Genomic DNA, 14,761 nt, shown 5'->3' on the forward strand with positions numbered 1-14,761 from the left:
TGTATCTAATTATAGCATATTTTTCCAAAATGAAAAAGATGTTTTTGTTTAAATAATTTTTCAGGTGAATATTCCGTTTTTATTTTTTATTCGGAATAGGAAACTAAACTTATTATTGATTGGTAAAATTAATAATCTTTAAAAGAGACCGGGAATTTTTGAACTCAATAAAACATAAAATTATATTACAGTTTGTATGTGAGGGTGCTCATGATTAAAAAAGTTAAAATCAAATATGGAATAATAGGTGAACTTATCATATTATTTGCTTTAGCTTCCTATCTGATATATGAAAATTATTTAGATGGATCCATAGGTACTTTTTTTCCTAATTCCAAGACAGATTATATAAAGTGGGTAGACTTTGATGTCTGTTCTTCTGCCATGGGAAAAGCATATGAATATGATGTTGAATCCCAGACACAGGAAGTGAAACTGAATTGGATTGAACTGTTAGCATACTTGGGAACCAGGTATGGAGGAGATTTTTCCAGGTACAAAGAAAAAGATTTAAACGAATTAGTCCGAAAGCTTCAAAGTAAGGAAGAAAGTATAGGTGCACTGACGGAAGAACTAAAATACTATAATTATTATTATGAAGCCTATAGTGCGGTACTTGGCGGTTTTGTAGGTGAGTATCAGATACAGGTTCCCAGTGAAGAAAATCCGGAAGAAAAGGTTTGGGTAAAAAAATACGGGCTGAAAGCCTTTTTACCTATCGCAAAGTATTTTCCGTACAGCGATTATGATGATTTTGGAGTATCCAGAAGTTATGGGTATAAGAGAAGACATTTGGGGCACGATATGATGGGGCAGACAGGCACTCCGGTTATTGCAGTAGAATCCGGATATGTGGAAGCTTTAGGTTGGAATCAATATGGAGGCTGGCGGATCGGTATTCGCAGCTTTGATGGTAAACGGTATTATTATTATGCTCATTTAAGAAAAAATTTCCCTTATAATAAATCTCTGGTAGTGGGAAGCATAATACAGGCAGGAGATGTAATCGGATATCTTGGCAGGACCGGTTATAGTGCCAATGAAAATGTAAATAATATAGATACACCACATCTTCATTTTGGAATGCAGCTGATTTTTGATGAATCTCAAAAAGAGGGATATAATGAAATCTGGATTGACTGTTATGATATCATTAAGTTTTTATACCGCAACCGTTCGGAGACAGTTAAAAATACTGAGACGAAAGAATGGTACCGGATTTATGAAATGAAAGATCCGGCTGTGGATTATTATATTCAAAATAAAGATAAAATTAAAAATACAAATATAAAACATAATACGGATGAATCTTCTCCGGGTGAAATGAAAGAAGAGAACCAGGGTAATACGCAGGAGAATAATGGTAAAGAAGAGAATCCGAGTATTCAGGAAAATAATAGTAAAGAAGAAAATCAGGGGAATGCAGAAGAAAATAAAAACCAAGAAGAGAACCAGAGTAATATCCAGGAAAATAATAATCTGGAATAGAATGAGAATAATACCCAGGAAAATTAATTGCATAGTACCCGTTATTACATATTAAGAAATACAAAATGTTACATAGGTTTTTGTAACGTTTTGTATTTTTTTTACGTCTATTTATATGAAAGACAATTTTTAGGGAAGAAAGGAGGAATTACTGCAAATGCAAAAAAATGAAACTGGAGTACAAAATCAGAAAGACACCAAGGTAAATGGTATCAACCTAACTGAGGGATTTATCGAAGAGTTATGCTCCAGCACATGGAAAGAGGTTTATAAATTTGTTTCTTATAAAGTCGGTAACCGGACGGAAGCGGAAGACATTACTCAGGAAGCTTATGTGAAAGCCTTGGATTATTTAAGAAAAGAAAATGTTGTTATAGATAACTATAGTAATTTCTTAAAAACAGTGGCTATGAATATTCTAAGAGATGAGTGGAGAAAGAAACAGCGTGCCGGCAAACAATTTGATTTAGAGGAGTTAAGTACAATGGATTATAAAACGGAAGATTTTACCGAGGAAAGCATCAGGCGGGAATTGATTGGAGCTGCTTTAAATTGTTTGAGTATCGACCAGAAAAGAGTGATTGAATTACGGATTTTAAAAGGGTTTTCTACTTCAGAAACAGCAAGGATTTTAAAGAAGAAAGAGGCCACTGTCAGAGTAATACAATACCGTGCCTTGCAGGAATTGGCATCTGTTTTGGATAAAAATATAATTTAGGAGGAGATATGTTGAATAATCGAATTAAAAAAATATCAAATTACATTGACCAGCTGAATAAAGAAAAGAAACCAAATGAACATAATAAACCAATGAAAGATAATGAAGATGAAAAACTCATGGAAACCGTCAGATTAATTAAAAGTCTGAAAGAAGTAGAATATCCTAAGAAAGAATTTAATGAACAATTGACAGAAACCTTATCGAAACAATTCTTAAACGGAAATGGGTCAAATAATACTAAAAAATAAAGAAATCCCAAAAAGTATGGAAACCTGCCGTAGCAGTTATAGCAGCTGCTCTAGTCATAGTGGTTACCTTAAATTTTATTCTGCCGCAGACAAATCTTAACATTGTCTATGCAATGGAGCAGGCCTTTGGGGAGGTTAAGGCTTACCACGGAATAATGGAAATTACCCAGACTAATGAAGATGGTATAGTAACAACTCAGGCAGTACGTGAAGTCTGGGCAGATAAAGACGGGAACTATTATGTAAAAGAATTGGAGGGTACAGGAAGTGGAATTACCACCATTAACAACGGTCAAAAAAAATGGCAGATAGATACTGATTTAAAGGAAGTATATCAATTTCCGTCATTTCCTGATCCATACCATTTTACTTTCGAAATAGGCAGTGAGATAGAGAATGTAAAAAATGCTCTGGAAGTAAAGGTTGTGGGAGAAGCAGAAATTGCAGGCAGAGAAACATCAATCCTTTCCGTAAGACCGCAGGGAGGAGATTCCTATCGGTTATGGGTGGATCAGGAAACCAATATGCCTCTTCAAAAAGAATCTGCATTTCAAAATGCGATTCAATATAAAGTTACTTATAAAGATATAAAATTCCTGGATTCTATTCCGAAACAATTGATATCCTATCAGCTGCACAAAGGTTATAAAGAGATTGCATCGGATACGGAGCAATTTGTCGGAAATCTGGACGAAGCAGCAGCTGTCGCAGGATTTATACCAACAATTACGGATATTTTACCGGAAGATTTTGTATTATCAAAATATTCCGTAGATACAGAGAAGAAAGAGATTAAGACATATTACCTTTCAAAAGATAAACAAAAAACCGCTGTTATAGCACAACATAAAGCAACAGGTAATTGGAAACCGGATTCGTCAGCCATATTAGGCAAAGTAAATAATAATACAGCTGAAATTTCAACAAATGCAGAGATAGCAGCAGGAAATATGGGAGGCGGAACATATGGTGGCATAACCGGTATAAGCTCTATCAGGTGGCAGGAAGACGGAATGGAATATACCATTTACGGGGAACTTACTATGGAGGATTTATCGAATTTTGCTGAAAGTATATCCCAAGGTGAGGTAAGCATTCCAAACTCTGAGGCCGAATTACAGGATAAACCGCAGGTAGAAGTACCGTATGATTTAGAAGTAGAAAAAAATGAACAAAAAAGTGTCGATGCCGGTCATTCTCCCTGGAAGCTGGACCCTGTTTTTGTAACACAGGTATTTGCAAGTCTTTTGATTTCTCCCGAAGGAATTGTAGGAGATTATCCGATTGCTTACGAAGATATCAATATTATTAAAAATAATGGAGAAATGGCAATTGCTGAGATAAAAGGAGATGTAACAACGGTTGGCCGTGTTTATTTAAAACGCCTGGTAAGACAGGATTCTACCGGTATATGGACAGTAATCGGTTATGATCCTGTAAAGAAATGATAAAGGACAGAATTGTGTTGTTTAACACAGTAACCGGAGAAACTCGCAAAGCGTGTTTCTTCCGGTTACTGGCATAAGCCGTTATATATTTCATCAGATTTCCATTTCAGGAATCAAACTTCTCATAGCCAATATGGTTTTTTCAATTAATTCCGTTATTTCCCATCCCAGCATACCTGCCCATTATTAATAACTTCCCTGGAACATCCGGCAGCAAAATTAGCAGTCTTATATTTCTTCATCACTGATTTCACTTCCAGATCCGATACGCTCTTTGAAGGCCGCATGATAGCTACGGCACCGATTAGACCGGTTAATTCATCCACTGCATACAATACTTTCTCCATAAATAATTCAGGTTTAATATCTACGGTAATGCCGTATCCATGACTGGCGGCAGCTCTGATGATACCCTCGTCAAGATCCAGCTCTTTCATTAATTCCTGACTTTTAATGCAATGCTCGTTCGGATAAAGTTCAAAATCCAGATCGTGGAGCATACCGACTGCTTTCCAAAAATCTACCCGGCTTGGATCATACTCTTTTGCAAAATAACCCATAACACCGGAAACAATTTTTCCATGTTTTAAATGAAATTCATCCTGATTATATTTTTTCAATAAATCATATGCTTCTTGAACGGTTGGAATATAACTCATTTTTTTCTCCTATCTTTCTCATTTTTTTCTATTTATGTGTATATTTGTCCATATCTTATATCTTAATGATAATAATGTCAACTGCTATAAATAATCAGCAACTATTATGATACGGCTGCAAAATATAAGATGAAAAGCTTTCCTGAATTTGACAGTTTTATTTAATTTGTGTTAAACTAAATTTGTAACTTTACGGCTGCTGCAGTTATTTCAGCACTTTATATTTAGGAGGTAATAAATGGATTGGGCCAAAGAACTTGAGCAGAATGTAACAACAGTAGAGGAGTTAGAAGAAAAATTAATGCTTCATTTTACAACGGAAGAAAAGGAAAAGCTAAATGAGATTATTGATGCTTATCCTATGTCAGTAACGCGCTTTTATTTATCTCTGATTGATTTTAAAGATGAGCGGGATCCGATACGCAGAATGTGTATTCCATCTGTGAAGGAAACGGATATGAACGGTAGTCTTGATACAAGCGGTGAATCAGATAATACGGTCGTAACTGGCCTGCAGCACAAATACAGGCAAACAGCCTTAATTTTATCAACAAATCAATGTGCCATGTATTGCAGGCATTGTTTCAGGAAAAGGCTGGTGGGTCAAAGCAGTGCAGAAATTATCAAACATATGGATGAAATTATATCATATATAAATAATCACAAAGATATCAGTAACGTATTGATTTCGGGTGGGGATTCATTTTTAAATACAAATAATACAATAAAAAATTATTTGGAAAAGCTATCAGCAATGGAGCAGCTTGATTTTATCCGTTTCGGAACGAGAGTTCCAATCACATTTCCAATGAGAATTTATGAGGATAATGAGCTTTTAAAGATTTTAAGGGAATATAGCAACAAGAAAAAGATATATATTGTAACACATTATAATCATCCGAATGAACTGACGGAAACCTCCAAAAGAGCAATTAATGCATTAATTGATTGCGGAATTATTATTAAGAATCAGACGGTATTATTAAAAGGTGTGAATGATGATTCTAACATATTAGCAGATTTAATTAATAAGATGACAGGATGGGGTATTATCCCATATTACATATTTCAATGCAGGCCGGTATCAGGAGTTAAGAACCAGTTTCAGTTGCCGCTTATGAGAGGGTATAAAATTGTAGAAGAGGCAAAAGCCAGATTAAATGGACATGGTAAGTGTTTTCGATATGTTTTATCAAACAAAAACGGTAAAGTCGAGATATTGGGTATTTTAAAAGATAATACTATGCTTTTTAAATATCATGAATCAAAAGATGAGGCCAATTATGGGAAAGTATTTACGAAACCGATAGGGAAAGACCAGTGTTGGATTGACTAATTAAAAATGCATAATTATAATAGTTTATGAAAGGTTATTGACATTACAGATTGTATTTACTATAATGTTTTACATCAAACAAGGGAGTAGTCAGGGGATTACTCCCTTATTTATAACAGGAGTAGTTACTCCTGCTAAAAAATGTAGAGAGGTAATACCGTGAAAGAGAGATTATTAGAACAGTTAAAATCACTGAAAGGTGATATCAGTTTCTATTATAAAAATTTAATAACCGGAGAAGTCATTGGGTTTAAGGAAAATATTCCTTTAGAGGCAGCCAGTGTCATAAAGATTCCCATTTTAATTGAAGCTTTCTTAAGGATTTCGGAGGGAAACATACATAAGGATGATATAATAGCAATAAAAAAAGAAGATAAATTACCATCCTGCGGTGCTTTGAATTATATGCATGACGGTCTGAGAGTTACTTTCGAGGATCTATATACATTGATGATTATCTTAAGTGATAACACTGCAACGAACCTTTTAATAAAACAGCTTGGAATGGATAATATCAATATTACTATGCAGAATTTAGGCTTAAAGCAAACGAAGCTTAACCGCTTGCTGTTTGATGCAAAGCAGTCTGCACTTGGAATTCAGAATTATATTTCAGCCGGTGAGATGGGTTATCTGTTAGAAAAAATGTATTTCGGAGAATTAATATCTCCGGAATCTTCTTTAGAAATGTTAAGAATACTTAAAAATCAACGGTTAAACGGTAAAATTCCATTTTATATTCATGGCAGGGCAGACGTAGCACATAAAACCGGTGAAGATGATGGAATTACCCATGATGTGGGAATTGTTTACGCACCGCAGCCATTTGTGGTTTGCTTCTGCGGGAATAAGGTTGATGTACCTGTTTTTGAAAGATTCATGCAGGATATAACTCTAACTCTTGTAGAAATGCAGGAATAGCCAAAACAAAAAGTTAGAATGCAGACATTCAGAGAATATTACAGGTATCATAAAGTATGATAGGCAGCAGAACATAGTATGGCAGCAGAACACAGTATAGACGTTAGAATAAAAAGAAAATTAATAAAAGCCTTAAGAGGCGGACTGGAGGTTACATATGTTTATTAAAAATATAGAAATTGGTGAGATATTTATTCCACTGGCCAGACCATTTAAAACGGCTCTTAGAACGGTTAATAATGTCGAAGATATTGTAATTAAGATTGAAACCGATACGGGGCTTACCGGTTTTGGGGAAGCACCGCCAACCGCGGTAATAACAGGAGACACAAAGGGTTCCATTGTTACGGCTGTCAGGGATTTTATCACACCTGCCATAGTGGGGATGGAGCTTGATAATCTGGATGGAATTTTCCGCAAATTAAATTCCTGTATCGTCAAGAATACATCTGCCAAAGCTGCAGTAGATATGGCAATTTATGATTTATATGCAAAACAGCATAATACCCCTCTATATAAATTATTAGGGGGAAATAAAAATCTGATAGAAACGGATATCACAATCAGTGTAAATCCAATTCCGGAAATGGTTGCAGACAGTTTGGATGCAGTGGATCACGGGTTTAACATATTGAAAATAAAGGTTGGCAAAGAGGGCTTAAAGGATGTGGAACGTATCCAGGCAATAAGAGAAGCAGTAGGGCCTGAGATAAAAATCAGGGTTGATGCCAACCAGGGCTGGAATGCAAAGCAATCCGTGCAGATCATTACGGCAATGGAAGATAAGGGGCTTAATATAGAATTAGTAGAGCAGCCCGTTACGGCCCATGATTTTAAAGGAATGCAGTATGTTACAAGCCACGTTACAACCCCTATATTAGCAGATGAAAGTGTCTTTTCCGCAGAAGATGCAATCAATCTTATACAAAATGGCGGTGCGGATCTGATTAATATAAAACTTATGAAGACCGGCGGGATTTATAATGCCTTAAAAATATGTGATATTGCAGAAATCTATGGTGTGGAATGTATGATCGGCTGTATGTTAGAAAGTAAACTTTCCGTAAGTGCCGCAGCACATCTGGCAGCTGCCAAAGGGGTAATTACGAAAGCAGATTTAGATGGCCCGTCCCTTTGCAAAATAGATCCCTTCACCGGAGGCCCGTTATATGAAGAAAATTTGATTCGTATGAATGAAACACCTGGTATTGGAATAGAAAAAGTTCCGGGGTTTAACGAATAATTATAAAAATTGGTCTATTTTCTTCCATTGACACTTGAATCAGTAAGTAGGATAATGTATACTTAATTAGAGTATATTTGCATACGTGTATTCTATTCACCAATTGCAGTTTAAAGGGAACTGATTTTGTTAATACCTTACATAGTTTAGTATATATGGATGAGTTATTTCGAAATTTTAGAATTACATAGTATACTTTAATAATAACAGCATTATTTGCAATATTTATAGCATTATAAAGGTATTTTTTAAAATTAATGTTTCGTAAAATGATATTATAAGAGGTTAATTTTTTCTTATACTTTGCTGCGTTAATTTCTTATCATAATATAGGATATTTGTATTTGACTGATATAGCCTTTTAAGTAAGCATACGTATTAGGATAAATATCTATATGATAAGTGAAAGATTAGAGAAAAAAATGATAAAAAGAGGAGGAAATTTATGAAGAAAAAATTAGTTGCTTTAGCAGTAGGCCTTTCTTTAATTGCTTCTGTATTTTCAGGCTGCGGTAAAAAAGGCGGATCGGATGATTCCGTATATCGGAAGCTTTATTCCAGCGAGGTAACCACTATGAATTATCTGGTTACCAATTTAGAGAATGAATATACGATTGGTGCCAATGTTATTGATACCTTAGTCGAATATGATAGCTTAGGCCAGATACAACCATCCCTTGCAGAATCCTGGGAAATGAGCGAAGATGGCCTTACCTATACTTTTAAGTTACGTCAAGGTCAAAAGTGGTATGATTATGAGGGAAATGAAGTGGCAGATGTTACTGCGGATGACTTTGTAAGCGCTGCAAAATATCTGCTGACCCCTGCAAATGAAAGCGGTACCGTACAAAATTATTTCGGTATTATCAAAAATGCGGACGAATATTATAACAGCCAGGTTACGGATGATCCGGAAACAGAAGAAGTAGAAGGCAATAACTTGGATATTGATTTTTCTGAAGTTGGTGTTAAGGCTCTCGATAATTACACTTTGCAATATACATTAGCACAACCGACACCATATTTCCTATCCTCATTAACTTATGTATGTTATATGCCGGCTTACGGACCGTTATTAGATCAGTTAGGTCCTGAATTTGGTACGGATAACACAAAGATGTACTATAACGGAGCATATATTCTAAGCGAATTTGCACCTCAGGAAAAACACGTTTTTACTAAAAATGAACACTATTGGGATGCAGACAAGGTATATGTAACTAAAATAGAAGAAACTTATAATTCGGAAGCACTTACTCTTGCACCTATCATGGCTGAGAATAATGAAATAGACTACGCTGAGATTGGTGCTGATATAGCGGATGACTGGTTATCGGATTCAAACAGATCACAAATGGTAAGCAAAACCCGTATGAAGTCATCCTATTCCTATTTTTACAGTTTTAACTATGATCCACAGTTTGATGCGGAATATGAACCGGATAACTGGAAACTTGCTGTTAATAATGAAAATTTCCGTCAATCCTTAAAAGCCGGATTAGACCGTATTAAAGCTCTCACAATCAGTGAACCTCAGGACCCGAAAGCACGCGTCAGCAACACCATTAATCCGGCTAACTTCGTAGATTTAAACGGTAAGGATTATACGGAATTCGGTGATCTTGCTGCAATTACCAGCGGGGACAGTTTTGATGAAAAGGCAGCTCTGTCTTATAAAGAAAAAGCAATGACGGAATTAAAAGCAGAAGGTGCTACTTTCCCTGTTAAGATTTTAATGCCATATAATCCAACTACTACCAATTGGGATAAAGAATGTGTTGTAGTAGAACAGCAGCTAGAAGCCTTACTGGGAAAAGATTATATCGATATTATTGTTGAAGCCGGCCCCGGTACTGACTTCTTGTCACAGGTACGCCGTGTTGGTAAGTATGCATTTATGTTATGTAACTGGGGTGCAGACTATGCGGACCCTCAGACCTGGACGGATCCGTTCACAGCCGAAAACTCCTACAATTTCATGGATATTGCCATGAATAACGGAGATGGAGTAGCGGATACCGTTAAAGAATATTATTCCTTGGTAGATGCTGCTAAGGCAATACCAATTGATATTAACGCAAGATATGAAGCTTTTGCCAAAGCAGAAGCATATTTGATACAACATGCTCTTGCAGTGCCTTATTCCATAAGCAGTACCTATTTTGTGGTTACGAAGCTCAATCCGTTTGAAGGACAGTATGCTCCTTTCGGTGTATCCGTATTACGTTATAAAGGCCAGCATCTGTTAGATAAACCAATGTCTATGGATGAATTCAATAAAGCTCAGGATGATTGGAAAGCTGCACGTGAAAAACTTGCCGCACAGAAATAATATAACTTTTTAAAGTAAGCAAAATTCAATGAAGAGGTTGTCCCATATGGTGGTTTACAACCGCCATGGGATGACTTTTTATTTCCGCGAAAGCAAAGTGAGAATTAGCAAGCTTGCTTGCAATAATTCGAACGGACACGCGGGCCGAAGAAACTCGTAAAGCGTGTTTCTTCCGGTTACTTGGAAATTAAAAGTACTCTGTTAAGCAATGGGATTGACAGAAGATACGTTTTTTATTTCAATCATATTGTCTAGCGGAGTAAAACAGAAATTGTAAACAGTTTTTTGAGAATAAAGCAAAAAATACTTTAGCATCATATTTCTCCGATCTAATAATTGTCTAAGCATAAGATTTTATTGACTAACCAAAAAAAGAAAAAAGGAGCCGTACAATGATAAAATATCTTGCCAAAAGATTAGCACGATCCGTTATTACATTAATTATTATTATATCGATTGTATTTATATTGCTTCGTTTGATGCCTATAGAGGGCTATTTCCAAAATTTTGATAAATTAACCAAAGAGCAGATTCATACAGGTATTGTTAATATGGGATTGGACAAACCTGTTCCGATACAGCTTAAGAATTTCTTTATTCAGTTGTTACATGGGGATCTGGGAGTTTCCCGTATATACCGTGCCAATGTTCCCATAACTAAGATTCTCTCCGGAAAAATTCCCATTTCCTTGACTCTCGGCGGAATATCTTTATTCTTATCCCTTGTATTAGGTATTCCTCTTGGTACTTTAATGGCAAGGTCTAAAGGAAAGTTCTGGGACAAGTTCGGAACCGCATTTATTGTATTTATTCAGGCTGTGCCGGCTGCCGTATATTATTTATTCATTCAGGTATATGGACATGATTTTTTTGGTTTTTCCATGTTATTTAGCAAGGATAATTTCGCAACCTGGATATTGCCTATTATCTCTTTATCATTAGGTAATATTGCTTATTATTCCATGTGGCTGCGCCGTTATATGGTGGACGAGAGCAATAAGGATTATGTAAAACTGGCTGTTGCCAAAGGTGTTTCCAGTAAGAATATTATGATGAAGCATATATTCCGTAATGCATTTGTTCCCATGATTCAATATTTGCCCAGTTCATTTTTAAATACCATTATCGGTTCTATCTATGTAGAATCTTTATATAGTGTACCTGGTATGGGAGGGCTGTTGGTCGATGTTGTAAAACGTCAGGATAATACCATGGTACAGGCGATTGTTATTCTTTTTGCCTGTGTAGGTATTCTTGGTTTAATTCTTGGTGATATACTAATGACTATCATTGATCCCAGAATCAGTTTCAGTAAAAAGGGAGGTGCCCGTTAGTGACTATATTAGGACATAAATCCGTTAAGTTAGAAAACAGTATTAATGAAACAACAAAAGGGGCACAGAACGATTTATTTGAATTTGCAGAATATGATGAGAGCTCTGCGGAAAAAACAGGATATTCCAATTATTCCTATTGGAAAAGTACGATACAGGCATTTTTACATAATAAAGTAGCCGTAACTTTACTTGGTGTTATTCTGTTTATTTTATTATTTACCTGTATTCAGCCCTTTTTACCCGGACAGATCGATCCTAACCTGGTTAATAATAATGCCAGCGGAATGCAGATCAGCAATCATAAACCGGACTCCACATTCTGGTTTGGAACCAATTCCATAGGACAGGACTTATGGAGCCGTGTATGGGCCGGTACCCGTACCTCCATTACTATTGGTTTTTTAGTTGCGCTGATTGAAGCAATTGTAGGAATCACAGTCGGTGTTTTATGGGGGTATGTTCGTAAGTTAGACTTTATCTTCACAGAAATATATAATGTTTTGGATAATATCCCATCCACAATTGTGTTAATTTTATTTTCTTATGTCATGAAACCAAGTGTTATCAGCTTAATTATTGGTATGAGCCTTACCAGGTGGATTGGCATGGCAAGATTTATCCGTAATCAGATACTGATTATCCGTGACAGGGATTATAACTTAGCTTCCCGTTGTCTTGGAACACCTACAGGAAGAATTGTGCTCAGAAACCTCCTGCCTTATCTGGTTTCCGTTATTATGCTTCGTATGGCCCTGGCAATCCCGGAAGCAATCGGAAGTGAAGTATTTATCACCTATATCGGATTGGGTTTACCGGTTGATATACCCAGTCTTGGCAATCTGATAACAACGGGACGCACCTTACTTGCAAGTGCTGCTTTACGTTATCAGCTAATCTTTCCTACCATTGTCTTATCCATTGTAACCATATCATTTTATATCATCGGAAATGCCTTTGCAGATGCTGCAGATCCGAAAAATCATGTATAGGAGGCATTCAGGATGGAAAAAGAAATTGCATTATCCGTTAAGAATTTAAATGTGAAGTTTAATCTTCGTGGAAAAGTGCTTCATGCAATCCGTGATATTTCCTTAGACATATATAAAGGAGAAAGTTTGGCCATAGTTGGAGAATCCGGTTCCGGTAAGTCCGTATTTACGAAAACTTTTATGGGTTTATTAGATAAAAACGGATATATTGAATCCGGCGAGATCTTATATAAAGGCCATAATCTGGCTGATTTTAAGACGGAAAAGGACTGGAGTTTAATTAGAGGCCGAGAGATCGCTATGGTATTACAGGACCCCATGACCAGTCTGAATCCTTTAAAAACGATAGGTGCACAGATTGGCGAAGCTATCGAACTCCATCAGGGCCTAAAAGGGAATGATTTAAAGGCCGCTGTACTGGAAATCTTAAAAGACGTAGGTATTACCAATCCGGAACTCAGGATGAAACAATATCCCCATGAATTCTCAGGCGGTATGAGACAGAGAGTTGTAATTGCTATTGCAGTTGCCTGCAGGCCTCAGACTTTAATCTGCGACGAACCTACGACGGCATTGGATGTTACGATCCAGGCACAGATATTAGAACTGTTAAAGAATTTAAAGGATAAATATCAGTTGACTACCATATATATTACACACGATTTAGGTGTGGTAGCAAATGTTGCCGACCGGATAGCTGTTATGTATGCCGGTGACATTGTGGAAATAGGAAACTGTGAAGAAGTATTTTATGATGCCAGACATCCCTATACCTGGGCATTGTTATCATCCCTGCCTCAGTTAGGTGTAAGAGGAGAAGATTTATATACCATTAAAGGAACACCTCCTAACCTGTTTCAAACCATGAAAGGCGATGCTTATGCACCAAGAAATCCTAAGGCTCTTAAAATTGACTTTATTGAAAGGCCGCCTTATTTTGATGCGAGCCCTACCCATAAGGTACGCTCCTGGTTAATGGATCCGAGGGCTCCTAAGGTAGAACCTCCGGAGCATATTAAGAAACTTCGCAGTCAGGGAGGGATTTACAGGTGACAGGAGAGAATAATAGAAAGAAGCTGTTGGAGGTTAAAAACCTGAAAGTCAGCTTTGGAGAACATAAACATAAAACAGTAGTTGTAAATGATGTCAGCTTTGATATTTATAAAGGCGAAACTTTTGGTTTGGTTGGAGAGTCCGGTTCCGGTAAAACTACTATTGGAAGGGCGATTATCCGTATCAATCCGACGATGAGCGGTGATATCCTGTTTGATGGTAAAAAAATTAACGGGAATATAACAAAAGAATTGGATAGGGAAGTTACCCAGAAAATTCAGATGATTTTTCAGGACCCTATGGCATCTTTAAATGAAAGAGCCAAGGTTGATTATATTGTATCGGAAGGCCTTTATAATACCAATCAGAAATATACCAAAGAAGAAAAGAAACAGATGGTGGATAAAGCACTTCTGGATGTAGGACTTTTACCGGAATTCGCAAGCCGTTTCCCGCATGAATTTTCAGGTGGACAGAGACAGCGTATTGGTATTGCAAGGGCTCTTATTATGCAGCCGGAATTTATCATTGCCGATGAACCGATCTCTGCTTTGGACGTTTCCATTCGTGCTCAGGTATTAAATCTTTTATCCGAGTTACAAAAGAAAAGGGATTTAACTTATCTTTTTATTGCCCATGACTTATCCGTTATGAGATTTATCGCAGACCGTATTGCGGTAATCCATAAAGGGGTTTTGGTGGAATTAGGTGAAACCGAGAAACTTTATTCCAATCCCCTGCATCCTTATACACAGGCCTTATTGTCCGCAATTCCAATGCCGGACCCCATAGCTGAAAAGAAAAAGGTGCTTAAAGTTTATGATCCCTCAAGACATGATTATTCTATCAACAAACCCAGTTGGGTGGAAATTGAAGAGAATCATTTTGTTCTGGGAAATGAACCGGAAATAGAAAAATATAAGAAAATACTGAAATAATATAAATCTTCAAACGGAAAAGAGATTACGATTATATTTATTTAGAAC

Annotated in this window: 13 protein-coding genes; 12 read left to right on the forward strand and 1 reads right to left on the reverse strand. The window is 36.5% G+C overall.

What is annotated here, in order from left to right; translation table 11 throughout:
- Positions 1 to 210 precede the first annotated feature (210 nt).
- The 4 genes from Ana3638_RS11545 (at position 211) to Ana3638_RS11555 (ending at position 3,905) form a co-directional block, all read left to right on the forward strand.
- The gene (locus Ana3638_RS11545) at positions 211 to 1,488 is read left to right on the forward strand and encodes a M23 family metallopeptidase (RefSeq protein ID WP_161838160.1); all 1,278 of its coding nucleotides are present in this window, start codon (positions 211 to 213) and stop codon (positions 1,486 to 1,488) included.
- Between the two features lie 157 nt (positions 1,489 to 1,645).
- Complete coding sequence (locus Ana3638_RS11550) at positions 1,646 to 2,206, forward strand: RNA polymerase sigma factor (RefSeq protein ID WP_161838161.1); 561 nt, start codon at positions 1,646 to 1,648, stop codon at positions 2,204 to 2,206.
- Between the two features lie 8 nt (positions 2,207 to 2,214).
- Positions 2,215 to 2,457, forward strand: a complete 243-nt coding sequence (locus Ana3638_RS25135; protein ID WP_246241019.1) for a hypothetical protein — start codon at positions 2,215 to 2,217, stop codon at positions 2,455 to 2,457.
- A gap of 59 nt (positions 2,458 to 2,516) precedes the next feature.
- Positions 2,517 to 3,905 (forward strand): LolA family protein, encoded by a 1,389-nt coding sequence (locus Ana3638_RS11555; RefSeq protein ID WP_246241022.1) that lies wholly within the window; start codon positions 2,517 to 2,519, stop codon positions 3,903 to 3,905.
- A gap of 155 nt (positions 3,906 to 4,060) precedes the next feature.
- Here Ana3638_RS11555 and Ana3638_RS11560 read toward each other — a convergent pair whose 3' ends face one another.
- Complete coding sequence (locus Ana3638_RS11560; protein ID WP_330587991.1) at positions 4,061 to 4,564, reverse strand: hydrolase; 504 nt, start codon at positions 4,562 to 4,564, stop codon at positions 4,061 to 4,063.
- A 238-nt stretch (positions 4,565 to 4,802) separates the two neighbouring features.
- Here Ana3638_RS11560 and Ana3638_RS11565 point away from each other — a divergent pair, with 238 nt between their 5' ends.
- The 8 genes from Ana3638_RS11565 to Ana3638_RS11600 all read left to right on the forward strand — a co-directional run bounded on the left by Ana3638_RS11565 (position 4,803) and on the right by Ana3638_RS11600 (position 14,713).
- Positions 4,803 to 5,900 carry a KamA family radical SAM protein gene (locus Ana3638_RS11565; protein ID WP_161838162.1) on the forward strand — a complete coding sequence of 366 codons (1,098 nt, stop codon included), beginning with the start codon at positions 4,803 to 4,805 and terminating at the stop codon, positions 5,898 to 5,900.
- A gap of 159 nt (positions 5,901 to 6,059) precedes the next feature.
- Complete coding sequence (locus Ana3638_RS11570; protein WP_161838163.1) at positions 6,060 to 6,821, forward strand: serine hydrolase; 762 nt, start codon at positions 6,060 to 6,062, stop codon at positions 6,819 to 6,821.
- Between the two features lie 157 nt (positions 6,822 to 6,978).
- On the forward strand, positions 6,979 to 8,064 hold the full coding sequence (locus Ana3638_RS11575; RefSeq protein WP_161838164.1) for a dipeptide epimerase: 1,086 nt from the start codon (positions 6,979 to 6,981) through the stop codon (positions 8,062 to 8,064).
- 445 nt (positions 8,065 to 8,509) lie between these two features.
- Entirely contained in the window at positions 8,510 to 10,396 is a 1,887-nt protein-coding gene (locus Ana3638_RS11580) for a peptide ABC transporter substrate-binding protein (protein WP_161838165.1), read from the forward strand.
- A 392-nt stretch (positions 10,397 to 10,788) separates the two neighbouring features.
- A complete protein-coding gene (locus tag Ana3638_RS11585) occupies positions 10,789 to 11,730 on the forward strand; it encodes an ABC transporter permease (protein WP_161838166.1) in 942 nt (313 codons plus the stop codon).
- Positions 11,730 to 12,722, forward strand: a complete 993-nt coding sequence (locus tag Ana3638_RS11590; RefSeq protein ID WP_202621605.1) for an ABC transporter permease — start codon at positions 11,730 to 11,732, stop codon at positions 12,720 to 12,722. Before Ana3638_RS11585 ends, Ana3638_RS11590 begins: the two co-directional genes overlap by 1 nt.
- Before the next feature lie 12 nt (positions 12,723 to 12,734).
- Positions 12,735 to 13,775 carry an ABC transporter ATP-binding protein gene (locus Ana3638_RS11595; RefSeq protein WP_161838167.1) on the forward strand — a complete coding sequence of 347 codons (1,041 nt, stop codon included), beginning with the start codon at positions 12,735 to 12,737 and terminating at the stop codon, positions 13,773 to 13,775.
- Positions 13,772 to 14,713, forward strand: coding sequence for an ATP-binding cassette domain-containing protein (locus Ana3638_RS11600; protein WP_161838168.1), 942 nt, complete (start codon positions 13,772 to 13,774; stop codon positions 14,711 to 14,713). Before Ana3638_RS11595 ends, Ana3638_RS11600 begins: the two co-directional genes overlap by 4 nt.
- Positions 14,714 to 14,761 lie beyond the last annotated feature (48 nt).

This window comes from Anaerocolumna sedimenticola, assembly GCF_009931695.1.
GTDB lineage: Bacteria > Bacillota > Clostridia > Lachnospirales > Lachnospiraceae > Anaerocolumna > Anaerocolumna sedimenticola.

What these genes read in the sequence shown, in the direction of transcription:
- Ana3638_RS11580 (WP_161838165.1), top strand. Translation starts at nt 8,510, where the DNA reads ATGAAGAAAAAATTAGTTGCTTTAGCAGTAGGCCTTTCTTTAATTGCT.
- Ana3638_RS11560 (WP_330587991.1), bottom strand. Translation starts at nt 4,564, where the DNA reads ATGAGTTATATTCCAACCGTTCAAGAAGCATATGATTTATTGAAAAAA.
- Ana3638_RS11550 (WP_161838161.1), top strand. Translation starts at nt 1,646, where the DNA reads ATGCAAAAAAATGAAACTGGAGTACAAAATCAGAAAGACACCAAGGTA.
- Ana3638_RS11585 (WP_161838166.1), top strand. Translation starts at nt 10,789, where the DNA reads ATGATAAAATATCTTGCCAAAAGATTAGCACGATCCGTTATTACATTA.
- Ana3638_RS11595 (WP_161838167.1), top strand. Translation starts at nt 12,735, where the DNA reads ATGGAAAAAGAAATTGCATTATCCGTTAAGAATTTAAATGTGAAGTTT.
- Ana3638_RS25135 (WP_246241019.1), top strand. Translation starts at nt 2,215, where the DNA reads ATGTTGAATAATCGAATTAAAAAAATATCAAATTACATTGACCAGCTG.
- Ana3638_RS11545 (WP_161838160.1), top strand. Translation starts at nt 211, where the DNA reads ATGATTAAAAAAGTTAAAATCAAATATGGAATAATAGGTGAACTTATC.
- Ana3638_RS11565 (WP_161838162.1), top strand. Translation starts at nt 4,803, where the DNA reads ATGGATTGGGCCAAAGAACTTGAGCAGAATGTAACAACAGTAGAGGAG.
- Ana3638_RS11575 (WP_161838164.1), top strand. Translation starts at nt 6,979, where the DNA reads ATGTTTATTAAAAATATAGAAATTGGTGAGATATTTATTCCACTGGCC.